The sequence below is a fragment of the Bradyrhizobium cosmicum genome (assembly GCF_032290525.1).
GTDB classification, from domain to species: domain Bacteria; phylum Pseudomonadota; class Alphaproteobacteria; order Rhizobiales; family Xanthobacteraceae; genus Bradyrhizobium; species Bradyrhizobium cosmicum_A.
Genome location: NZ_JASXTA010000030.1, coordinates 20,084 through 40,580, shown reverse-complemented (window position 1 = coordinate 40,580; position 20,497 = coordinate 20,084). Strand labels below are relative to the sequence as shown.

The following is a 20,497-nucleotide window of genomic DNA, read 5'->3' as shown; positions in this document are numbered from 1 at the left end:
CGGGACGACAGCCTACCCCTTAACCCCCACCATCATGTCGATCGCGCCCTTCACGATCGCCTCCAGATCCTTGCGCGAGACGCGGGCGCGGGAGCGGATGGCGATGGAGTGCACGGTCGCCGATGCGATCTGCGCCAGCACGGCGGGCTCGGCGCTCTCCGGCAGCTCGCCTTTCTCCTTTGCTCGCCGGAAGCAATTGGCAAACGCCTTGTCGAGCTCGGTCAGCCCATCCAGCACCATCGCGCGGATCTCGGGATCGCCAACCGCCTCGGAGGCCGCGGTCACCACAGTGAAGCAGCCGCGCGGGCCGGTCTCGCCGGAGAGGTAGATGTTCAGCGCGCATGCGAAGATGCCCTCCAGGCGCTGGCGCAGCGGCATCTCGTCGCGAAAGATCTCGGCCATCGAGGCGCGCGCGTCGTCGCGGTAGCGCTGGTAGCTCTTGATGTAGAGTTCGCGCTTGTCGCCGAAGGCACCGTAAAGGCTCGGCCGGTTCATGCCGGTGGCTTCGCTTAAGTCGTCCAGCGAGGTCGCGGCAAAGCCCTGCCGGCGGAACAGGTCGAGCGCCTTGCCGAGCGCGACGTCGGGCTCATAGGCGCGCGGCCGTCCGCGGCGCTTGGGCTGGTCGGATGCCGCTGCGGGCGGCCCTTTTGATTTTTGTACCATCTCGCAAAATAATCCTTGACCGTCGATATAATATGCAAGATGGTACAAAAATCAATCTGGCCAGGTTGAGCGACACTCACAAAAGTGACACCGAGGAATTGCCCAAGGAGGCCCAAGATGGATCTTTATTTCTCGCCGCTCGCCTGTTCGATGGCGACCCGCGTCGCCCTGTATGAAGCCGGCGCGGAGGCGAATTATCTCGAAGTCGATCCACCGACCAAGAAGGTGCTGAACGACGGCACCGATTTCCACTCCGTCAACCCGATCGGCCTGGTGCCGACGCTGCGCACCGACGAGGGCATGGTGCTGACCGAGAACGCCGCGATCCTGCAATACGTCGCCGACCGTTTTCCGCAATCCGGCCTCGGCGCCGTAGCAGGCATCGAGCGCACGCGGCTGCATCAATGGCTCTGCTTCATCGGCACCGAACTGCACAAGGGCCTGTTCATTCCCGTGCTTGACCGCAAGGCGCCGCAGGAGATGAAGGCCTACGTGCTGGAGAAGAACCTGTCGCGGCTCGACTATCTCGACAATTACCTGAAGGGCCGCGACTTCCTGCTCGACCATTTCAGCGTGGCCGATGCGTATCTCGTCACGGTCATCAACTGGACCATGGCGACGCCGCCGATCGAGCTCGCCAAATGGCCGAATGTGAAGTCTTATTACGAGCGCCTGCGCCAGCGGCCGTCGGTCGCGAAAGCGATTGCGGAGGAGTTCGAGCTGTACAAGGCCGAGCTCGTCAGGAAGAAGGCTGCGGCCTAAGACTGCTTGGTAAGACGCCGTCCCGGCTCGCGGCCGGGGCGGCGCTATCCGTACAGCACCCGCGGCAGGATCGTGACAATCCCCGGCCACAGCGTCAGCAGCAGCACGAAGCCGACCATGATGATCAGATACGGCATCGTGACGCGCGCGATATAGCCGAGGCCGTCGTCGGTCAGGCCCTGGATCACGAACAGGTTGAAGCCCACGGGCGGTGTGATCTGCGCCATCTCGACCGCGAGCACGAGGAAGATGCCGAACCAGATCTCGTCGAAGCCCGCGCCTTTCACGATCGGCAGCACGATCGGCAGCGTCATCACGATCATCGAGAAGCCGTCGAGGAAGCAACCGAGGATCAGGTAGAAGATGATCAGCACCACGATCAGCATGAAAGGCGACAGGCCTAGCCCCTTGACGAAGGCCGCGACTGCCTGCGGGATGCCGAGAAACGCCGCGGCGTTGCCGAGGATCGAGGCACCGAGCACGATCAGCGCGATCATGGAGCAGGTCACGACCGAGCCGATCAGCACGTCGCGCACCACCTGCTGCGACATCGAGCCCTGCGCCCAGGCCACCAGCGCCGCGCCGAGCACACCGACGGCGGCGGCTTCCGACGGCGTCGCGAGCCCGCCATACATCGAGCCGAGCACGCAGGCGATCAGGAAAAGCGCCGGCGCGAGATCCTTCAGCGCAGCAAAGCGATCACCCCACGGTACCTGCGAGAGCTTTGCCTCGGTCTCCGGCACCATCGCGGGCTTGAGCGTCGTGTGCAGCATCACCCACCCCATGAAGGTGGCGGCCAGCAGCAGGCCGGGCAGCACACCCGCGGTGAAGAGCTTCAGGATCGAGACGTCGCCGAGCACGCCATAGATGATCATGATGTTGGACGGCGGGATCAGGAAGCCGAGCGTGCCGGCGCCGGCGAGCGAGCCGATTGCGATGTCGCGGGAATAGCCGCGGCGCACGAGCTCGTTGAGCGACATGCGGCCGATCACCTGCGTTGTCGCGGCCGACGAGCCGGAGATCGCCGCGAAGATGGTGCAGCCGATCACGTTGACATGCAGCAGGCGGCCCGGCAGCAATCCGGCCCAGGGCGCGAGCCCCTGGAACAGCGAGCGCGACAGGCGGGTGCGAAACAGCAGCTCGCCCATCAGGATGAACAGCGGCAGCGCCAACAGCTCCTGCGTGGTCAGGATGTTCCAGGCGTATTGCGGCAACAGCTTGTCGAGCGGGATCGAGCGGAACATCGCGAGCAGCAGCGTCGCGGTGAGCGCAAGCGTGAGGCCGATCCACACGCCGCACGCCAGCAGCGCGAACAGGATCGCAAACAGGGCGACGACTTCGATGGTCATGCGATCCTAAATCCGGGAGCGGGCAAAGCAATCATTCGACGGGTGAAGCCTTCATGCGGTGGTCCTCCAGCGGCAGTCCCAGCACCGCCTGGATCGCGCGGGCGAGGAACTGCAGCGTGAGCAGCAGCATGCCGAAGGCGACCACCGCCTGCGGAAACCACAGCGGCGTATCGCTCGACGTCGAGACCTGACCGCGCACGAAGGCGCCGAAGGCGAACTTCGCCATCGCCGAGGTCAGGAACGCCATGAAGGCGAAGCCTGCCGCAGCCGAGAGGATCTCGAGCGCACGCTGCAGCGGCGCCGGCACGTTCTTCAGCAGCAGCACAACGCGGATGTGGCCGCCGACGCGCAAGGTCATGGCGGCGCCAAAGGTGAAGGACGCCGCCATCAGATAAGAAGAGTATTCCCACGCGATCGAGATCGACGGAGGAAAGAAGGAGAGGAAGTTCGAGAGGAAGCGCGTGGCGACCTCGCACAGCATCAGCAGCGTCAGCATCAAGAGACAGCCGCCGCCGATCCAGCCGTCGAGCCGGCCAAGACGGTCGATGCCGTCGAGCAGGAGACGCAGCGGCGCCGGAGCTGCTGCGTTCAGGCTCTGCGGAGCCTCGGGCGAGACGCTCACCACGGCTTCACCCTCATCCGCGCTTCATTTCGGCGAGATAAGCCTTCACCGGCTTGTCGGCCGCCGGCACGCGCTTGAGGAAGGCGTCGAGCTGCGGCGCGGTCTTGTTGCGGATCTCTGTCATCATCGCATCTGACACCGGGATCACCTCCATACCGCCCTCCTTCAGGCGATTGAGGCTGTCGACGTCGGCCTTGAGCGAGTTCGCCCAGAAGCCCGGCTCCATCTTGGCGGCGATATCCGCGACGAGCTTCTGCTGGTCAGCGCTGAGCGCTTTCCAGGAGTCGAGATTGACGGTGAGCATCTGCGACGACCATACGTGGTTGGTCGGATGGATGTACTTCAGAAACTCCCAGAACTTGCCGTCGACCCCCGACACCGCGGAGGTAGAGACGCCGGAGACAGCGCCCGAGGCAAGCGCGGGGATGGTCTCGCCCCAGGGAATCATCACCGGCGCCATGCCGACCACGGCGAGCATATCGACCGCGTTCTTGTCGGGCACGCGGATCTTGATGTTCTTGAGGCCCTCGACGTCGGCGACCTTGACCTTGAGGTGCAGATATTGCGTCGGCCACGGCACGATGTAGAGGATCTTCTGGTTGTTGCGCGCAGCGACCTTCTCGTATTCGGGCCGCACATATTTGTGCAGCACCTTGAGCTCGTCCATCGAGCCGCAGAGGAAGGGGATGCTCTCGACGCCCATGAAGGGCTCGTCGCCGACCTGCTGGATGTTGAGGACGTCGGCGAGCGGCACGAGGCCATCGCGCACCGCGCGAAGGTGCTCGGGCCCCTTGAAGCCGAGCTGGCCGCCGGCCTTCACGGTGATGGCGAGCGAGCCATTGCTCTGCTTCTTCACTTCCTCCGCGAAGGCCATCGCGTTCTGGGTGTGAAAATTGCCGTCCGGCCAAACCGTCGACATGTCCCAGTTCACCGTCGCCGCCCGCGCACGGGTCGAGATGTGGCCTGCCGCGAGCAGCGTCGCTGCGCCCGCAGTGAAGTTCCGTCGCGTGATCATTAAAGCCCCTCCGTTTATCAAGCGCGCTGACGCATCAACGCGTGTAGCCATAAACTGCAACCGCATTGTCGGCCGACACGAGGCCGCTTTCGATGTCGTCATTGACGGCCGCACGATCGCGCTCCGTGGGAGCGCCGATCCCGGCACCGCCGGGCGTCAACACCACCAGGCGATCGTCCGGCGGCACCTGCTGAAAGCCTTTTCCACGCAGCTTCTTGCCGGACTTCAACCCGACATAGCCCGCTTCGCCGTTGCGGCCGCCATCGCGCCCGCGCGGCGGATGGTCGATGCGGTCGAACGCCGCCAGAATGTCGAACGGCGCATCGACGCCGCTGCCGACCTCGATGATCTGGCCGAGGCCGCCGCGGGTGCGCCCTGCTCCGCCGGAATCCGGACGCAGCTCCTTGCGCCAGAAAATCAGCGGCGTCTGCGTCTCCGCGATCTCGACCGGCGTGCCGCGCACGCCGCTGGGATAGGCGGTCGCCGAAAGCCCGTCCTTGGCAAAGCGGGCGCCAGTGCCGCCATTGCTGGTCACGGCCATCGAGAACCCGTAATTGCCGCCGGCGCCTGAACGAGTCTGGCCGCGCACGTTGAGATTCCACAGGCACGAGGTGCCTTCCGCCGGAACGCGCTCGGGAATGATCTGGCGCAGGCAACCGAACACGACGTCGGGCAGCATCTGGCCGATGATATGACGCGAGGCCACCGGCGCCGGCTTCGGCGCGTTGAGGATCGCACCAGCCGGCGCCGATACCGTCAACGGCGAGAGCGAGCCGGCATTGTTCGGGATCTGCGAAGCGACGACGCAGCCGAGGCCGAACACGGTGTAGGCCGTCGTGTAGGAGAGCGGCACGTTGATGCCGAATTTCGAGGCGGCCGAGGTGCCGTCGAAATCGACATGGATGCCTTCGTCCGAGATCGTCAGCGTCGCCGCCAGCGTGACGGGCGCATCATAGCCGTCGACGACCATCGTGTTGTGCCAGCTTCCCTTCGGCAGTTTTGCGATCTCGGCCAGCACGGCCTCGCGCGAGCGCTCGCAGATGTAGTCGCCGAGCTCGTCGAGCGTGTCGATCCCGAACTCGGTCATCATCTCGACCAGGCGCTCGCAGCCGACGTCGTTGCAGCCGGCGAGCGAATAGGTGTCGCCCTCGGTATCGATCGGCAGCCGCGTGTTGGTGCGGATCATTGCCATCAGCGTCTCGTTGACGACGCCCTGGTCGATCAGCTTCAGCATGGGGATGTAGAGCCCCTCCATGAACACGTCGGTGGCATCAGGCCCGAAGCCGATGCCGCCGATGTCCATCAGATGACTGGTGCAGGAAAACAGCGCGACCGGCTTGCCTTCCTTGAAGCAGGGCGTGGTGACGACGAAATCGTTAAGATGGCCGGTGCCCATCCAGGGATCGTTGGTGATGTAGGCGTCGCCTTCCTTCATCGTCTCGATCGGGAAATGCGCGATGAAGTGCTTGACCGATTCCGCCATCGAGTTGACGTGACCGGGCGTGCCGGTCACCGCCTGCGCCAGCATCCGTCCCTTGAGGTCGAACACGCCGGCCGAGAGATCGCCGCATTCGCGCACGATCGGGCTGAAGGCGGTGCGGAGCAGCACCTGCGCCTGCTCCTCGACCACGGCGATCAGCCGGTGCCACATGATCTGAAGGTCGATCAGGCTCGCGCCACTTGCCTTGCTCATGATCAGGCCGCCTTCCGTTCCATGACAATGCTGCCGGCACCGTCGATATGGGCGTCGAAACTGTTGGAGACGAAGGTCGACGTCTCGTCCTCGGCGATCACGGCGGGACCTGCGATGGTCGCGCCGGGCTCCATGTCCTCACGGCGATAGAGCGGGATCTCGATCACCTCGCCTGCCCGGCCGTCGAAGAACTTGCGGCTGCCGGACGCCTTGCCGGCGGGCATGCGTGCCACATCGGCGACGCGCGGTGGATTGCGCGCTTCGGTCGTCGCGAGCACCGACCAGCTCAGCACCTCGATCGCGGCGCCAGGGATCGAGCGTTCGAACATCGCCGCATAGTCGGCCTCGAACTGTTGACGCAGGCCGGCGAGATCGGCACTCGCCAGCCGCCGGTTCGGCAGCGCGACCGAGATCTCATGACCCTGGCCGACATAGCGCATGAAGGCGGCACGGCGTTCGCGCACCGGCGCACCGGCGGCGCCGCTCTCGACTAGCGCGCGTGCTTCGGTCACCATCTCCTGGAGCAGGTCCGACACTGCCTCGGTGTCGAAATCGTCGAGGCGGACATGCCGGCTGCGTACCAGCTCATAGGCGATGGGAGCCGCCAGGAATCCGACCGCAGAACCGACGCCGGCATTCGAGGGCACGATCACCCGGGAGACACCGATCTTCTCGGCGACGCGCGCCGCATGCAGCGGCGCCGCGCCGCCGAAGGCGATCAGCGTGTGCTGGCCGACAATCTCGCCGCGCTCGACTGCATGCACGCGGGCCGCACTCGCCATGTTCTCGCAAACGACTTCGTGCACGGCATAGGCTGCGGTTTCGGCCGACAGGCCCAAGGGCTCGCCGACGGCGCGCAGCAGCGCCTGTTTCGAGAGTTCCGGGTCGAGCTTGATCGTGCCACCCGCAAAGGCATCGGGATCGATCATGCCGAGCGCGACATCCGCATCCGTCACGGCCGGACGCTGGCCGCCACGGCCGTAACAGGCCGGGCCCGGCTCCGAAGACGCGCTCTCGGGACCGACTGTGACGCGCTTCATGGCGTCGACATGCGCGATCGAACCGCCGCCGGCACCGATCTCGACCATCTCGATCACGGGGATGCGCACCGGCAAGCCCGAGCCCTTCAGGAAGCGTGCGGCGCGATCGACCTCGAACACGCGCGAGGTCTCGGGCTGGTATTTTTCGATCAGGCAGATTTTTGCGGTAGTGCCGCCCATGTCGAAGGAGAGCACCTTGCTCTCGCCCAGACGTGCCGCGATCTGTGCCGCGAAAATGGCGCCGCCGGCAGGCCCGGATTCGACGAGGCGCACCGGGAATCGCCGCGCCGTCTCGATCGAGGTGACACCGCCACCCGAGGTCACAAGATAGATCGCGCCGCGGTACTGCTCGACCTGCAAAGCATCGGACATGCGGGCGAGATAACCGTCGATCAGCGGTTGCACATAGGCGTTGGCGACCGCAGTGGACGTGCGCTCATATTCGCGGATCTCGGGGCAAACGGCAGACGAGACCGTCACGGAGATGCCGGGCATCTCCTCGCTGATAATTGCGGCCGCGCGGCGCTCATGTTCGGGATTGGCGTAGGAATGCAGGAAGGCGATCGCGACGCTCTCGACGTTCAGCGCACGCAATTTCGGCGCGAGGGCGCGCACCGATGCTTCGTCCAGCGGGAGGCGGACGGCGCCATGCGCATCGATGCGCTCGGGCACGGTGAAGCGCAGGGACCGCGGCGCCAGCGGCTTCGGCTTGTCGATGGCGAGGTCGTATTGGTCGTAGCGGCTCTCGGTGCCGATATCGAGCACATCGCGAAAGCCGTCGGTCGCGATCAGCGCCGTCCTGGCGCCGCGGCGCTCGATGATCGCATTGGTCGCCAGCGTCGTGCCGTGAATGAAAACGTCGATGTCGCTGATGTGCGCGCGCGCGTCAGTGAGAATGAGACGCATGCCGTCCAGCACCGCCTGCTCGGGCCGCTGCGGCGTCGTCAGCAGCTTGCGGGTCTTGCGCACCTCGCCCACGTCCAGCACGATGTCGGTGAACGTGCCACCGATATCGACGGCAAGCCGCACTTCGGCTCCCTCAAGCATTCCAAATTCTCCGCGCTGATCGTCAGGACTGGATCGAAAGCGCAGCAATTTCCATGCCATGGGCGACGAGAACACACTGCGCCCGGCTATTCTGCTTGGCACCTATGCAATAGGCAAGGTGTGTTCGCGTCGCGCCCGATCAGAGCAGGAATGCAAGCGCTGCTTCGCAGCGCTCCTCGACCTTCAGCGTCAGGAGATCGTCGGCGCGGGTGCGTCCGAGATTGACCGCGGCAATCGGAATATTGCGCTGCGCCGCCGCTTTGACGAAGCGGAAACCTGAATAGACCATCAGCGAGGAGCCGACGATCAGCATCGCGTCGGCCTGTGCCAGATGATCCTGCGCGGTGGCTACGACGTCGCGCGGAACGTTCTCACCGAAGAACACAACGTCGGGCTTGAGGATGCCGCCGCAAGCCTCGCAAAGAGGCACCCTGAACGAGGAGAAATCCGCGTGCTCGAGATCGGCGTCGCCATCGGGCGCATCCGCGGCGTCGAGCGTCAGCCATTCCGCATTGGCGTCGCCGAGCGCGGCCTGGAATTCGTCGCGCGGCGTCTTGCCACCACAGCCCATGCAGCGCACCAGATCGAGCCGGCCGTGCAAATCGATCACTTCGCGATGCCCGGCGGATTGATGCAGCCGGTCGACGTTCTGGGTCAGCAGCATCCCGCAGCGCCCATTGGCCTCGAGCCGCGCCAGCGCGCGATGGGCATCGTTCGGCTTTGCCTGCCCGAACCGCCGCCATCCGATCAGGCTGCGCGCCCAATAGCGCCGGCGCGTAGGCTCTTCCGACATGAAGGCCTGGAAGTTGACCGGCTGGGTCCGCTTCCAGTTGCCGTGACTGTCGCGATAATCGGGAATACCCGAGTTGGTGCTGCAGCCGGCACCGGTTAGCACGAACAGGTTTTCGTGCCGGCCGACGAAATCTTCGAGCGGGCGGTTTGCCAGGGAAGCCATGGCGGAGATGTAGTCTGCGGCGTCCGGTTTTGCCAGATGGCGGACGCAAACGGACTTAGCTCGCCCAGTTCTCGCGGAATTCGGGAAACAGCGTCAGGCCGCCACAGGCATAGATGGTCTGCCCGGTGATGTAGCTGGCATCGTCCGAGGCGAGGAAGGCGAACACGGCGGCGATCTCCTCCGGCGTGCCGACGCGCCCCATGGGAATGTGGCCGGTGACGACGCCGCGCTTTTCCGGGTCGCCGGTCCAGGCAGCATTGATCGGCGTGTCGATCGCACCGGGGCCGACCGCGTTGACGCGGATGCCGCGGCCGGCGAATTCGAGCGCCAGTGTGCGGGTCAGATTGGCCAAACCGCCCTTGCTGATCGAATAAGCGAGATAGCCGGGTTTTGGAATGATCTGGTGGACGCTCGAACAATTGATGATGCTGCCGCCGCCGCCGCGCGCGACGAAATGCGCCAGCGCCTTCTGGGCGCAGAGCACGGCGCCGTTGAGATTGACGTCGATGATGCGGCGGTAGGTGTCGACGTCCAGCGCCTCGCTCGGCGACTCCCGCTGGAAACCTGCATTGTTGACGAGACAGTCGAGGCGCTTCCAGCGCGCCAGGATGGTCTCGAACATCGATGCGATCTCTTCCTCGGCCCCGACATCGGCGCGAACGACGACATGATCGAGCTTGCCGTGACCGCGGTCGCTCGATGCGGTCCGCGCGAGCGCGAGCGTCTCCTCGGCTTTCTCGGGATGACCGAAATAGTTGATGGCGACCGTCGCGCCTTCCTGGGCGAGCCGGATGGCGACGGCGCGGCCGATGCCTTGTGAGGCGCCGGTCACCAGCGCGTATTGGCCGACAAGGCGCGAATGAAACGAGGTCGAGCGATCGGTTTGTGGCATGAGTTCTCTCCGGGATGCCTGATCATCGACGGAACCGGCTTTTTGTTCCATCCCTCAGCGCATCGCTGCGATTCATTCGGCGCGCCGGGCGAGCGGCGAAGTCAGGATCTGGTACAGGATGATGGCGCCGAAGGTTGCGGTGCCGATCCCGCCGATCGTGACCGTACCGAATTTGAGCGTGAGATCGCCGGCACCCGCGGTGAGTGCCACGGCGACGGTGATCAGGTTCGCAGGATTGGCGAAGTCGACCTTGTTCTCGACCCAGATCCGGCCCGCCATCGCCGCGATCAATCCGAACAGCACGATCGAGAGGCCGCCGATGACGGGCCCCGGGATCGACAGGATCAGCGCGCCGAATTTCGGCGAGAAGCCGAGCAGGATGGACACTGGGGCCGCGAAGGCAAACAACAGCGTCGAATAGACCTTCGTTGCCGCCATGACGCCGATGTTCTCGGCATAGGTGGTGACGCCGGTGCCGCCGCCGCAGGCCGCCACGATCGTCGCGAGGCTGTCGGCGAACAGGGCGCGGCCGAGATAGCGATCGAGGCTCCGGCCCGTCATGGCGCCGACGGCCTTGATGTGACCGAGGTTCTCGGCGACGAGAATGACCGCAACCGGCGCGATCAGAAAGATTGCATCGGCCTGGAAGGTCGGCGTGGTGAAGCTCGGCATGCCGAGCCACGGCGCGGCGGCGAGTGGCGCGAAATCAATCGGCTTGCCGAAGCCGAGGCCGTTCGCGAACAGAAAATACAAAAGATATCCGCCGATCGCGCCGAGGATGATCGGCAAGCGTCGCCACAGGCCAGGCGCGGCGACGGCCACCACGCCGATGAAGAGAACGGTCGCAAGCCCGATCCAGGTGTCGAGTGCATTGGCGCTCACCGCCTTGACTGCGACGGGCGCGAGATTGAGGCCGATCGCGGCGACCACCGCGCCCGTGACGGCCGGCGGCATCAGGCGCTCGACCCAGCCAGTGCCCGACCACATCACGATCAGCGCGATCACGCCATAGAGCACGCCGGCGCCGACGATGCCGCCGAGCGCAATCGACAGGTTCGGGTTCGGTCCGTGTCCGGCATAGCCGGTGGCCGCGATGACGACGGCGATGAATGCGAAGCTCGAGCCGAGATAGCTCGGCACGCGCCCCGCGACGATGGCGAAGAAGATCAGCGTGCCGATGCCGGAGAACAGGACCGCAACATTGGGGTCGAACCCCATCAGCAACGGCGCGATGATCGTCGAGCCCGACATCGCCACGCAATGCTGGAGACCGGAGACAATAGTCTGCCCCCATGGCAGCCGCTCCTCGGGCATGATCACGCCGGAGGACTTCAGAGTCCAACGCGGGAAATAGCTCTGCACTCGCTCTTCGGAGTCCGTCGCAGTCGGCATGTTCCCCCCAATTGCGGTGCAGCGACCGATCTTCGTGCGAACAGACAAAAATGTGATTGTCGCTTCTGCGGCGGCCATCACATGATGCAAATCAAACGAGATCAATACGTTCCGGGGCCTATTCTATGACACAAGTCGCGATCCAGCCAGCCATCCATCGACGGCAGCAGCCCTGGTACAAGATCCTCTACGTCCAGGTGCTGATCGCGATCGCGCTCGGGGTGCTCATCGGCTATGTCTATCCCGATCTCGGCAAGGCGCTGAAGCCGCTCGGCGACGGTTTCATCGCGCTGATCAAGATGATGATCGCGCCAGTGATCTTCTGCACCGTGGTGCACGGCATCTCCTCGATGGGTGACCTCAAGCGCGTCGGTCGGGTCGGGCTGAAGTCGCTGGTCTATTTCGAGACGGTCTCCACCGTCGCCCTCGCGGTCGGCCTCCTGGTCGGCGAGGTGCTGCAGCCCGGGCATGGCTTCAACATCGATCCCGCCACCATCGATCCGAAGTCGGTCGCGACCTACGTCACCAAGGCCAAGGAAGAAGGCATCGTTGCCCATCTGATGGCGATCATCCCTGACAGCTATGTGGGCGCGATCGCGCGCGGCGACCTGCTTCAGGTTCTGCTGATCTCGATCCTGTCGGGCTTCGCCATCGCCTTCCTCGGCAAGGCCGGTGAGCCCATTGCGGAGGCAATCGACAAGGCCGCGAAGATGTTCTTCGGCATCATCCGCATCATCGTCCGCGTCGCACCGATCGGCGCGTTCGGCGCGATGGCGTTCACGGTCGGCGCCTACGGCCTCGGACCGCTGCTCAACCTCGCCGCCCTGATCGGCACGTTTTATCTGACCAGCATGTTGTTCGTCCTGATCGTGCTGGGCTCGATCGCGCGGCTCGCCGGCTTCTCGATCCTGCGCTTCATCGCCTACATCAAGGACGAATTGCTGATCGTGCTGGGCACTTCGTCCTCCGAGACCGTGCTGCCGCAGATGATCCAGAAGATGGAGCATCTCGGCGCCTCACGCTCGGTGGTCGGCCTCGTCATCCCGACCGGCTACAGCTTCAATCTCGACGGCACCAACATCTACATGACGCTGGCGACGCTGTTTTTGGCGCAAGCGACCAACACCCATCTGACCATCTGGCAGGAGCTTGGAATTCTCGGCATCGCGATGATCACCTCGAAGGGGGCCTCGGGCGTCACCGGCGCCGGTTTCATCACGCTTGCCGCGACGCTCTCGATCGTGCCAGACATTCCGATCCAGTCGATCGCGATCCTGGTCGGGATCGACAAGTTCATGAGCGAGTGCCGCGCGCTGACCAATCTGATTGGCAACGGCGTCGCCTGCGTCGTCATCAGCATCTCCGAAGGAGAGCTCGACCGCGATGCGTTGCACGAGACCATGGCGCATCCGCTGGAGATCGGCGAAGCGCTGGAACCGGGTGGAGGCGCGTAAGACCGCGGCACACCTGAGGCGAGAGCCAGTCCGGTTCCGTTGCGGTAGTTTCCCGGAGTAGAAAGTTGGAGGGACACGCGTCACAACTGACGGCGTTGGGATCACCGAATAATACTGGTTTTTTTCCGCCCGACGCGCTGGGGGCAGGGCGTCGGGCTTTTGATGATCGCCGTGAGACGCGATGCGCCGGGACGGGCGCGCCGCCCCGCGCAACATCTTCGTCATGTTTGGACGGGCTGTGGCCTGGTGCGCTCGGGCGCCGCAGCTACGCAGCCAGCCTGTCGAACTGAACCTTGCCCGCCTTCATCACCAGCGGAATGCGTTCGCCCTGGCCGAGAAGGCACGCCACATCACGCAACGGGTTGCCGTCGACCACCAGCAAATCCGCAAAAGCTTCAGGCACGATCCGGCCGAGCTTGCCCTCCATGCCGAGCACCTCGGCGCCGATCATGGTCGCGCTGGCGATGACCTCGCGCGCGCCGAGAATTTCGGCGCGGATGCGGAACTCGTCGCTCTGCAAGCGCTGGGACGGTCCAAGCAGATCGCTGCCAAACCCCATCTTTACGCCTGCCTTGTGATAGATATCGAGCGAGCGCAGACCGGCGTCGCGCACGTCCGCGATCTTGGCAACGCTTTCCGGCGGCAGACCGTATTGCGCGCCTTCGTTGGCCAGAGCCTCGTAGGTGACGAGAGTCGGCACCACGTAGGCGCCCTTCTCGGCCATCAGGCGTGCGGTCGGCTCGTCGACGAGGTTGCCGTGCTCGATGGTACGCACGCCGCAGCGGACCGCGCGGGCGATGGCCGCCGCGGTATAGGCATGGGCGAGCACATAGGTCTGGCGGCCCCGCGCCTCCTCGACGATGGCGCGGATCTCGTCCTCGGAGTAGCCGAAGGCACCGACCGGATCGGTCGGCGAAGCGACGCCGCCTGAGGCCATGATCTTGATCTGGTCGGCGCCCATCTGGAGCTCCTCGCGCGCGGCCTTGCGAACGCCGTCGACACCGTCGGCGACGCGCGCCAGCGCGCCGACGCGCACGCAGCAGGGACAGGGCGCGTCGCTGGCGAGATAATCCGAACGCGCGCGCATGTCGCCGTGCCCGCCGGTCTGGCTGAGCGCGCGGCCGGAGACGAACAGCCGCGGACCGTCAGTCAGGCCGGTGTCGATGGCCTGCTTCAGCGCATGGCCGGCACCGCCGGCGTCGCGGACAGTGGTAAAGCCTCGCCGCAGCATGCCGCGGAGCAGCAGCGTCGAGCGCAGCGTCACCAGCACGTTCGGCATATGCACCTGCTGCGCCAGATTGAGCTCGACGGCGATCGCATGCACGTGCAGGTCGATCAGGCCGGGCATCAGCGTCCTGCCCCTCAGATCAATGGTCCGGTCCGCGGATGCCGGCAACGGCCGGTCCGACACCTCCTTGATCAGATTATCCTCGACTAGGACATTATATCCCTCCAGCAGGTCCGGCTGGAGCGGATCGAGCAGAGCGGCGTTCTTGAGGAGAATGCTGGGCATGGCGATTTCCAGTCTGGTCAGGACGGCGTGAGGAGCCCGGGCAAGGCGAGCTGGGCGAAGGGCAGGCACGCAGCGACGTCGTCCTCAACGTACCACCCCGCTTCGTGGAGCAGGTTCAGCGACCCGAGCGTGCGGCCGCGCCAGCGCACCGGCATGTTGAGCACGCTGGCGCAGCCGAGCGAGGCGATCAACTCGTGGTCGGAAAATACCGCGCGCAGATCGTCCGGCGTGCGGCCGATATAGGCCTCGCCGCAGTCGAGCACAGCCGCGGTCCACGGGCCCGGCGACAGCCGCTTGCGCGCGCCGGGAGGATATGGACCGGGGAGATTGGAATAGAGGCGCGCCGCCTCGCGGCTGTCGTCGTCATAGGTCAGGATCGTGAACAGCTTGTGCCCGATCGCCGACCTCAAGGCTTCGTCCAGCGCCGCGAACAGCGCGTCCGGCTGATCGGGCCTGCCCTGCGCGACAGCGACGGCGCAGAGAAGGGGATCGGCGCCGAGTTGCGCGCGCGTCATGCGACTTCACCCGCCGCAATCTCTTCCAGCGAACGGCCGCGCGTCGGCACGCCCATCAGCACGACGGTGAGCGCTCCGATCAGCAGGACACTGGTGGTGAGGCCGAACACGCCGGCGAAGCCGAAATTGGGATAGAGGTAGCCGACCAGGATCGGCGAGACGATCGCACCGATACGGCCGATCGCGGAGGCGAGCCCGGCGCCGGTGGTTCTGACCCGGGTCGGAAACACCTCGGCGGTATAGGCATAGACGCCCGCATAGGTGCCGTTCATGAAGAACGACAGCAAGATTCCCGCCAGCATGATGTGCTGGTCGCTCTGCGCGAAGGCGAGCCCGAGCGCGCTGACGCCGCCGAGCACCATGTAGGACGCAATCGTCGCCTGCCGGCCGATGCGCTCGTTGAACCAGGCGGCGCTGAAATAGCCGGGAATCTGCGCGCAATAGATCGCGATCGAATAGGCGAAGCTCTTGGTGATGCTCATGCCGTTCTGGACCAGAAGGCCCGGAATCCAGACGAAGAAGGAATAATAGCTGAAGGTGATCGCAAGCCACATGATCCAGGTCATGATGGTGATGCGCGCCTGCCGGCCCGCCAGGAGCGCCGCGAAGTTGGCGAGCAGCGTTCCGGCAGTCCCGACGGGTGGCGAGGTTTCCACGAGCGGCTGTGCAAGCGCATGGCCCTCGCGCGCAAAGCCCGCCTCGATCCGGTCGAGGATCGCTTCGGCTTCCTTCTCCCGTCCCCGGCTTTCCAGCCAGCGCGGCGATTCCGGCAAGGCCCTGCGCCACCACAACAGCATGACGACGGGCACCGCGGTGATCACCAGCACGATGCGCCAGCCGTTTTCGTAGGCGGGGACGATAAAGTAGCCGAGCAAGGCGGCAGCGACGAAGCCGAACGAGAAGAAGCCGGCCAGCGCGCCTGTAAAGCTGCCGCGGAAGCGCCGGGCCACGAATTCAGCCAGGTAAGGCGCGATGATCGCGCTCTCCGCGCCGGTGCCCATCCCGGCGACGACGCGGGCGGCGAAGAACGAGGACCAGGAGTCCACCGCCGCACTCACGATCGACGCGGCACAGTAGAGCGCCAGCGCCGACATCATCACCGCGCGGCGACCGATCAGGTCGCCCAGCGTGCCGGCGAGCAGGGCGCCGAACAGGAAGCCGATATAGGTGCTGCTGCCGAGCACGCCGATCTGGACGCTTGAGAGATTCCATGCGGTGCGCAACACCGGCAGGATGAAGGCCAAGACCGCCGCGTCCATCGCGTCGAACATGTAGCCGAGCCCACCCATCAGCAGCAGATGCGTGTGGAAACGTGCAAACGGAAGGCGCTCGATGCGCGCCGATATCATCGACATGAAGGTCCCCTCGATTCTCGCGGCCCGGCACGCCGCATCAGGGAACCATAGACAAAGTGACATTATCGTCATAATTTATAATCATGATCTAGCATATCACTGTGGTGAATGTCCGCCGTGTCGTTCCGCGCGCTCGACCTCAACCTTCTGAAAGTCTACGAGGCGCTGATGACCGAGGGCAGCGTCACTCGTGCAGCGAATGCGCTGACGATGACGCAGCCCGCGGTCAGCAACGCGCTCGCGCGGCTACGGGACGCGCTGGGCGATCCCCTGTTCGTGAGATCAGGCCCCGGAATCCGCCCCACCCAACGTGCTGTGGTGCTGTGGCGGCCGGTCGGGGAGGCGCTTGAGAGCGTGCGCGGCGCGCTCGACGAGCAGGTGTTCGACCCCGGCCGCGCGCAAACCGAGTTCACCCTGTCGATGTCGGATTACGTGGCCTCGCTGGTGATGCCGAACGTGCTGAACCATTTTGGCGGGATCGCGCCGAAGGCACGCGTTCATACTGTTCCCAACACGGTCCTGGAGATCGCCGATCAGCTCGAGGATAACCGGGTCGACTGCGTGCTGAGCGTCTATGTCAACGAGGCGCAGCAGCCGGCCGCGATTCGCTCACGTTCGCTGTGGACCGTCGACTATGCCTGCTTCATGCGGCGCGACCATCCGTTCGCCGTCCAGAAGCGGCTGAGCACGCGCGCCTTCCTCAACGCCCGGCATGTCGATGTGAGCCTGGCCGGCAAGACTCTGCCCTCCTATGATCTCTTCCTCGCCTCGCGCGGGCTGTCGCGCAATCTGGTCGCAACGGTCAATCATTACAGCGCCGCCTACGAGATCGTGCGGCAGTCCGATCTCATCGCTGTGCTGCCGCGCGATCTCCGCTCGCAGTCCCGCCATGCGCCGTTCCTGCACGCCATGCCCCTTCCGCTCCAAGCGCCGCCGCGCATCGTCAGCCTGTTTTGGCACCAGCGCAACGACACGGTCCCCGCGCAGCGCTGGCTGCGCGAGACCCTGGTCGGAATGTTCGCCGGATCGGACTGATCGGTCAGCCCTTGAGCGCGGTGACCACCACCTCGATCAGCGCGCCGCCGCCGAGATCGGCGACGCCGACGGTGGCGCGGGTCGGCAGATTGTCGCCGAAGAACTCGGTCCAGGCCGCGTCCATCTCCTTCTTCCTGGAGAGATCCGTGACGAAGATCGAGGCGCTGACCACGCGGCTCTTGTCGGTGCCGGCTTCCTTGAGATAGCCGGCGATCTTGCCGAGAATGTTGCGGGTCTGGTCACCCATCGAGACGGACGTGTCGTCGGCGATGGTGCCGCCGACGAAGACGAAGCCATTGGCTTCGACGGCGCGATGCATGATGGGCGTGCGGATGCTGCGGGTGATGCTCATGATGTCCTCGTGGTTAGAGCGTGGAGGGATGAAAGCGGTCGATGCCGAGATCACTGATGCGGGTCTGGGTGCCGCCATTGGCGATCAGCTCGGCCATCACCGCGCCGGCGCCGGGGCCGAGCTGGAAGCCGTGCAGCGAGAAGCCGAACTGGTGATAGAGCCCCTTGTGGCGGCTGCTCGGGCCGAACACAGGGATATCGTCCTTCATCTTGGCTTCGATGCCGGCCCAGGCGCGAACGATGGTGGCGCTGCGCATCACCGGGAACAGCTCGAACACGGTGCGGGCGCTGGTCGCGAGGCTCTTCCAGTCCAGCACCGTCTCGTTGCGATCCTGGTACGGCGTTGCCAGATGGCCGCCGCCGATCAGCACGGTGCCGTTGGCGAACTGCTTGAAGGAGAGTTTGCGCCCACGCAGGATCACGACGGGGTCGATGAAGTGCGGCACGCGCGAGGTGATCATCAGCATCGGCGCCACGGTCTCGACCGGAACCGGCTCGCCGAGCGCGGCCGCGATCTTGCCGGCCCAGGCGCCGGCGGCATTGACCAGCACCGGCGCGGCAAAGCTTTCAGTGCCAACGTCGACGTGCCAGAGGCCGTCGCTGTAGCGGATGTTGCCGGCCGCCACGCCCTCGCGCACGGTCGCGCCGAGCTGCTCGGCCTTGCGGCGGAACGCGGTCGTCGTCTGCGCCGGATTGGCCGCACCATCGCGGCGCGAGATGACGCCGCCGGGACAGGTCTCGGCCACCGCCGGCACGAGGCGCCGCAGTTCGATCGCGTCGATCAGCTCTTCATGGGTAAAGCCAAGCGCGTTGAGCTCGGCCACGCGTGCGCGGCAGACCGCAAGCTCCTCCTCGTTCTCCGCGACCAGCACCTGGCCGTAGCTCTCGAAGCTGCAATCGTCGTCAAGGAGATCTGAAATCTTCTCCCATATCCCCATCGAGCGAATCGAGAGAGGAATTTCAGGGATGTGCCGCGCGAGCTGGCGTACGCCGCCGGCGTTGACGCCAGAGGCGTGGCGGCCGGCATAATCCTTCTCGATCAGCACCGGCTTCATGCCGGCGAGGCACAGATGCAGTGCGGTCGAGCATCCGTGGATGCCGCCGCCGACGACGATCGCATCCACGTTTGTTGTCATCCGCGCACCACGGCCTTGATATCGTCTTCGCTCTTCGGGACGGCGGCGAGCTCGGCCAGGGTGATCGGCTTCACCGGTGCGCGCAGCCGGTAATAGCCGATCTCCTCCGGAGTCTTCCCGCGCGCCTGCGCCATCAGCTCGGTGACGGTGAGTCCGCAGAGCCGGCCCTGGCATGGGCCCATGCCGGTGCGGCGATAGGCCTTGAGCTGGTTCGGCCCGGTCGCACCGATCGCAACGGCGTCGAGAACGTCCTTTGCCGTCACCTCTTCGCAGCGGCAGACGATGATGTCGCCCGAGGGAATCCGGAACTGCGGCGCGGGGCGGAACAGCGTATCGAGGAAGACTCGGCCGCGCTCGGCCTTGGCGAGACCGGTGCGGAGTGTGGCCATGGCGGGAAGCTTCGCCGCGGCCGCGGGCGCCACTGCCTCCACCGCCGCGCGCGCCGCGATGCGGCCGCGGACGACCGCCGCATTCGCGCCGCCGATACCGGCGCCGTCTCCGGCGATCGCAATGCCGGTAACCGACGAATTGCCGCTCGCGTCCAGCACCGGCGACCAGCACAACTGCAGATCGTCCCAACGATGCTCGACACCGGCTGCCATCGCGAGATTGACGTTAGGCACCACGCCCTGATGCAGCAACAACAGATCGGCCGGAACGGTCTCGCGCTTGCCACCGGCGACATAGCTGACGCTCGCCAGTTGGCCATCACCGGCCGCAGCGAGCTCCGTGACGCCGGCGACAACCGGCACCTTCGCCTTCACCTCGCGCATCATCGACAGGCCCTTGGCGAAATAGGGCGAGGTCAGGAATGCGAAGGCGTGCGGGAGCGCCGCGAAATAATTGCCGCGCTCAGTGGTGTCGAGGATGCGATCGATGCGGCCGCCAAGACGCAGGATCTGCGCGGCGAGCAGCCAGAGTAGCGGCCCCTGACCCGCAATCACGGTGCGTCCGTCAGGCACCAGGGCCGATGATTTCAGCATGGTTTGCGCGGCGCCCGCGGTCATGACGCCCGGCAGCGTCCAGCCGGGAATCGGGAACGGCCGCTCGAGCGCGCCAGTCGCGAGGATCACGCGCCCCGCCTTGACGAAGGCGGAGGCGCCGCCGATGGAGACGGCAATCTCGAGATTGCGGTCGAGGCTCCAGACGGTGGCACGATGGATGACCTCGGCATTGCTCGTACGCAGCGACTGAACCAGATCGGCACCGACCCAATAGTCGGCCCCGAGCTGATTGCGATCGGTCACTGGCGTCGAGGCAATGGCGCGAAACACCTGGCCGCCCGGGCCGATATTCTCGTCGAGCAGCAGCGTCGAGAGGCCGGCTTCGGCGGAGGTCGCAGCGGCAGCGAGGCCGGCGGGTCCGGCGCCGATCACCACGACATCGTAATTCTCGCGCTTGGGAGCCACAGTCATTTCCCGATCTCCCGCTTGCCCTTCTGGATTTCGATCTGCATGCCCTCGGCGACGGGCACGAGGCAGCCCTGGCGGTTGCCGACGCCATCGATGGTGACGAGGCAGTCGAAGCACACGCCCATCATGCAGTAGGGCAGACGCGGCGCGCCGCTCACCGCGGTCGAACGGCGTGCGTCGCAGCTCGAGGCCAGCAGCGCTGCGGAAACAGTGTCGCCCTGGCGCGCCGCGACGGCAACGCCGTCGACGAAGATCTGCAATTGCGGGCGCTTGTCCTGCTCGGAACGTCTAAACAT

19 protein-coding genes are annotated in these 20,497 nt (G+C 65.4%); 3 read left to right on the top strand and 16 right to left on the bottom strand.

Going from position 1 to position 20,497, the window contains the following annotated elements; all coding sequences use genetic code 11:
• Window positions 1–12 precede the first annotated feature (12 nt).
• On the bottom strand, window positions 13–663 hold the full coding sequence (locus QSV46_RS34950) for a TetR/AcrR family transcriptional regulator (protein ID WP_314962456.1): 651 nt from the start codon (window positions 661–663) through the stop codon (window positions 13–15).
• A gap of 117 nt (window positions 664–780) precedes the next feature.
• Between QSV46_RS34950 and QSV46_RS34945 the strand changes: the two genes are divergently transcribed.
• A complete protein-coding gene (locus tag QSV46_RS34945; protein ID WP_314962453.1) occupies window positions 781–1,425 on the top strand; it encodes a glutathione binding-like protein in 645 nt (214 codons plus the stop codon).
• Window positions 1,426–1,469: 44 nt separating this feature from the next.
• On the opposite strand, the gene QSV46_RS34940 is transcribed toward QSV46_RS34945, so the two are convergent.
• From QSV46_RS34940 to QSV46_RS34905, 8 genes are all read right to left on the bottom strand, one after another.
• The gene (locus QSV46_RS34940) at window positions 1,470–2,774 is read right to left on the bottom strand and encodes a TRAP transporter large permease subunit (protein ID WP_314962451.1); all 1,305 of its coding nucleotides are present in this window, start codon (window positions 2,772–2,774) and stop codon (window positions 1,470–1,472) included.
• Between the two features lie 31 nt (window positions 2,775–2,805).
• Window positions 2,806–3,399 (bottom strand): TRAP transporter small permease, encoded by a 594-nt coding sequence (locus tag QSV46_RS34935; RefSeq protein ID WP_314962448.1) that lies wholly within the window; start codon window positions 3,397–3,399, stop codon window positions 2,806–2,808.
• A gap of 10 nt (window positions 3,400–3,409) precedes the next feature.
• Entirely contained in the window at window positions 3,410–4,411 is a 1,002-nt protein-coding gene (locus tag QSV46_RS34930; RefSeq protein WP_314962445.1) for a TRAP transporter substrate-binding protein, read from the bottom strand.
• 34 nt (window positions 4,412–4,445) lie between these two features.
• On the bottom strand, window positions 4,446–6,104 hold the full coding sequence (locus QSV46_RS34925) for a hydantoinase B/oxoprolinase family protein (protein ID WP_314962442.1): 1,659 nt from the start codon (window positions 6,102–6,104) through the stop codon (window positions 4,446–4,448).
• Window positions 6,105–6,106: 2 nt separating this feature from the next.
• Complete coding sequence (locus QSV46_RS34920) at window positions 6,107–8,191, bottom strand: hydantoinase/oxoprolinase family protein (protein WP_314962441.1); 2,085 nt, start codon at window positions 8,189–8,191, stop codon at window positions 6,107–6,109.
• A gap of 139 nt (window positions 8,192–8,330) precedes the next feature.
• Window positions 8,331–9,146 (bottom strand): NAD-dependent protein deacetylase, encoded by an 816-nt coding sequence (locus QSV46_RS34915; protein WP_314962438.1) that lies wholly within the window; start codon window positions 9,144–9,146, stop codon window positions 8,331–8,333.
• Window positions 9,147–9,201: 55 nt separating this feature from the next.
• On the bottom strand, window positions 9,202–10,038 hold the full coding sequence (locus QSV46_RS34910; RefSeq protein WP_314962437.1) for an SDR family oxidoreductase: 837 nt from the start codon (window positions 10,036–10,038) through the stop codon (window positions 9,202–9,204).
• A 72-nt stretch (window positions 10,039–10,110) separates the two neighbouring features.
• A complete protein-coding gene (locus QSV46_RS34905) occupies window positions 10,111–11,430 on the bottom strand; it encodes a solute carrier family 23 protein (RefSeq protein ID WP_314962435.1) in 1,320 nt (439 codons plus the stop codon).
• Between the two features lie 125 nt (window positions 11,431–11,555).
• Here QSV46_RS34905 and QSV46_RS34900 point away from each other — a divergent pair, with 125 nt between their 5' ends.
• Window positions 11,556–12,884 (top strand): dicarboxylate/amino acid:cation symporter, encoded by a 1,329-nt coding sequence (locus tag QSV46_RS34900; protein WP_314962434.1) that lies wholly within the window; start codon window positions 11,556–11,558, stop codon window positions 12,882–12,884.
• Between the two features lie 265 nt (window positions 12,885–13,149).
• On the opposite strand, the gene QSV46_RS34895 is transcribed toward QSV46_RS34900, so the two are convergent.
• Genes QSV46_RS34895 through QSV46_RS34885 form a run of 3 tightly spaced genes read right to left on the bottom strand, consistent with a single transcriptional unit; the run spans window position 13,150 to window position 16,267 of the window.
• Complete coding sequence (locus tag QSV46_RS34895; RefSeq protein ID WP_314962432.1) at window positions 13,150–14,397, bottom strand: amidohydrolase family protein; 1,248 nt, start codon at window positions 14,395–14,397, stop codon at window positions 13,150–13,152.
• 17 nt (window positions 14,398–14,414) lie between these two features.
• Window positions 14,415–14,912, bottom strand: coding sequence for a GAF domain-containing protein (locus tag QSV46_RS34890; RefSeq protein WP_314962431.1), 498 nt, complete (start codon window positions 14,910–14,912; stop codon window positions 14,415–14,417).
• Window positions 14,909–16,267 (bottom strand): MFS transporter, encoded by a 1,359-nt coding sequence (locus QSV46_RS34885; protein ID WP_314962428.1) that lies wholly within the window; start codon window positions 16,265–16,267, stop codon window positions 14,909–14,911. Before QSV46_RS34885 ends, QSV46_RS34890 begins: the two co-directional genes overlap by 4 nt.
• 108 nt (window positions 16,268–16,375) lie before the next feature.
• On the opposite strand from QSV46_RS34885, the gene QSV46_RS34880 reads away from it, so the two are divergent.
• Entirely contained in the window at window positions 16,376–17,302 is a 927-nt protein-coding gene (locus QSV46_RS34880) for a LysR family transcriptional regulator (protein WP_314962425.1), read from the top strand.
• 4 nt (window positions 17,303–17,306) lie between these two features.
• Here QSV46_RS34880 and QSV46_RS34875 read toward each other — a convergent pair whose 3' ends face one another.
• From QSV46_RS34875 to QSV46_RS34860, 4 genes are read right to left on the bottom strand one after another with little or no spacing between them, the layout of a single operon-like run.
• Complete coding sequence (locus QSV46_RS34875; RefSeq protein ID WP_314962422.1) at window positions 17,307–17,654, bottom strand: RidA family protein; 348 nt, start codon at window positions 17,652–17,654, stop codon at window positions 17,307–17,309.
• A 13-nt stretch (window positions 17,655–17,667) separates the two neighbouring features.
• Window positions 17,668–18,789: an FAD-dependent oxidoreductase gene (locus QSV46_RS34870; RefSeq protein WP_314962419.1), complete on the bottom strand. Its 1,122-nt coding sequence runs from the start codon at window positions 18,787–18,789 to the stop codon at window positions 17,668–17,670.
• Window positions 18,786–20,204 carry an NAD(P)/FAD-dependent oxidoreductase gene (locus tag QSV46_RS34865; protein ID WP_314962416.1) on the bottom strand — a complete coding sequence of 473 codons (1,419 nt, stop codon included), beginning with the start codon at window positions 20,202–20,204 and terminating at the stop codon, window positions 18,786–18,788. The genes QSV46_RS34870 and QSV46_RS34865 overlap by 4 nt, the downstream gene beginning before the upstream one ends.
• Window positions 20,201–20,497 carry a (2Fe-2S)-binding protein gene (locus QSV46_RS34860; RefSeq protein ID WP_314962413.1) on the bottom strand — a complete coding sequence of 99 codons (297 nt, stop codon included), beginning with the start codon at window positions 20,495–20,497 and terminating at the stop codon, window positions 20,201–20,203. The genes QSV46_RS34865 and QSV46_RS34860 overlap by 4 nt, the downstream gene beginning before the upstream one ends.

Coding starts and splice junctions, on each gene's coding strand:
- QSV46_RS34950 (WP_314962456.1), bottom strand. CDS start 663: ATGGTACAAAAATCAAAAGGGCCGCCCGCAGCGGCATCCGACCAGCCC.
- QSV46_RS34945 (WP_314962453.1), top strand. CDS start 781: ATGGATCTTTATTTCTCGCCGCTCGCCTGTTCGATGGCGACCCGCGTC.
- QSV46_RS34940 (WP_314962451.1), bottom strand. CDS start 2,774: ATGACCATCGAAGTCGTCGCCCTGTTTGCGATCCTGTTCGCGCTGCTG.
- QSV46_RS34930 (WP_314962445.1), bottom strand. CDS start 4,411: ATGATCACGCGACGGAACTTCACTGCGGGCGCAGCGACGCTGCTCGCG.
- QSV46_RS34925 (WP_314962442.1), bottom strand. CDS start 6,104: ATGAGCAAGGCAAGTGGCGCGAGCCTGATCGACCTTCAGATCATGTGG.
- QSV46_RS34920 (WP_314962441.1), bottom strand. CDS start 8,191: ATGCTTGAGGGAGCCGAAGTGCGGCTTGCCGTCGATATCGGTGGCACG.
- QSV46_RS34915 (WP_314962438.1), bottom strand. CDS start 9,146: ATGGCTTCCCTGGCAAACCGCCCGCTCGAAGATTTCGTCGGCCGGCAC.
- QSV46_RS34910 (WP_314962437.1), bottom strand. CDS start 10,038: ATGCCACAAACCGATCGCTCGACCTCGTTTCATTCGCGCCTTGTCGGC.
- QSV46_RS34905 (WP_314962435.1), bottom strand. CDS start 11,430: ATGCCGACTGCGACGGACTCCGAAGAGCGAGTGCAGAGCTATTTCCCG.
- QSV46_RS34900 (WP_314962434.1), top strand. CDS start 11,556: ATGACACAAGTCGCGATCCAGCCAGCCATCCATCGACGGCAGCAGCCC.
- QSV46_RS34895 (WP_314962432.1), bottom strand. CDS start 14,397: ATGCCCAGCATTCTCCTCAAGAACGCCGCTCTGCTCGATCCGCTCCAG.
- QSV46_RS34890 (WP_314962431.1), bottom strand. CDS start 14,912: ATGACGCGCGCGCAACTCGGCGCCGATCCCCTTCTCTGCGCCGTCGCT.
- QSV46_RS34885 (WP_314962428.1), bottom strand. CDS start 16,267: ATGTCGATGATATCGGCGCGCATCGAGCGCCTTCCGTTTGCACGTTTC.
- QSV46_RS34880 (WP_314962425.1), top strand. CDS start 16,376: ATGTCCGCCGTGTCGTTCCGCGCGCTCGACCTCAACCTTCTGAAAGTC.
- QSV46_RS34875 (WP_314962422.1), bottom strand. CDS start 17,654: ATGAGCATCACCCGCAGCATCCGCACGCCCATCATGCATCGCGCCGTC.
- QSV46_RS34870 (WP_314962419.1), bottom strand. CDS start 18,789: ATGACAACAAACGTGGATGCGATCGTCGTCGGCGGCGGCATCCACGGA.
- QSV46_RS34865 (WP_314962416.1), bottom strand. CDS start 20,204: ATGACTGTGGCTCCCAAGCGCGAGAATTACGATGTCGTGGTGATCGGC.
- QSV46_RS34860 (WP_314962413.1), bottom strand. CDS start 20,497: ATGTTTAGACGTTCCGAGCAGGACAAGCGCCCGCAATTGCAGATCTTC.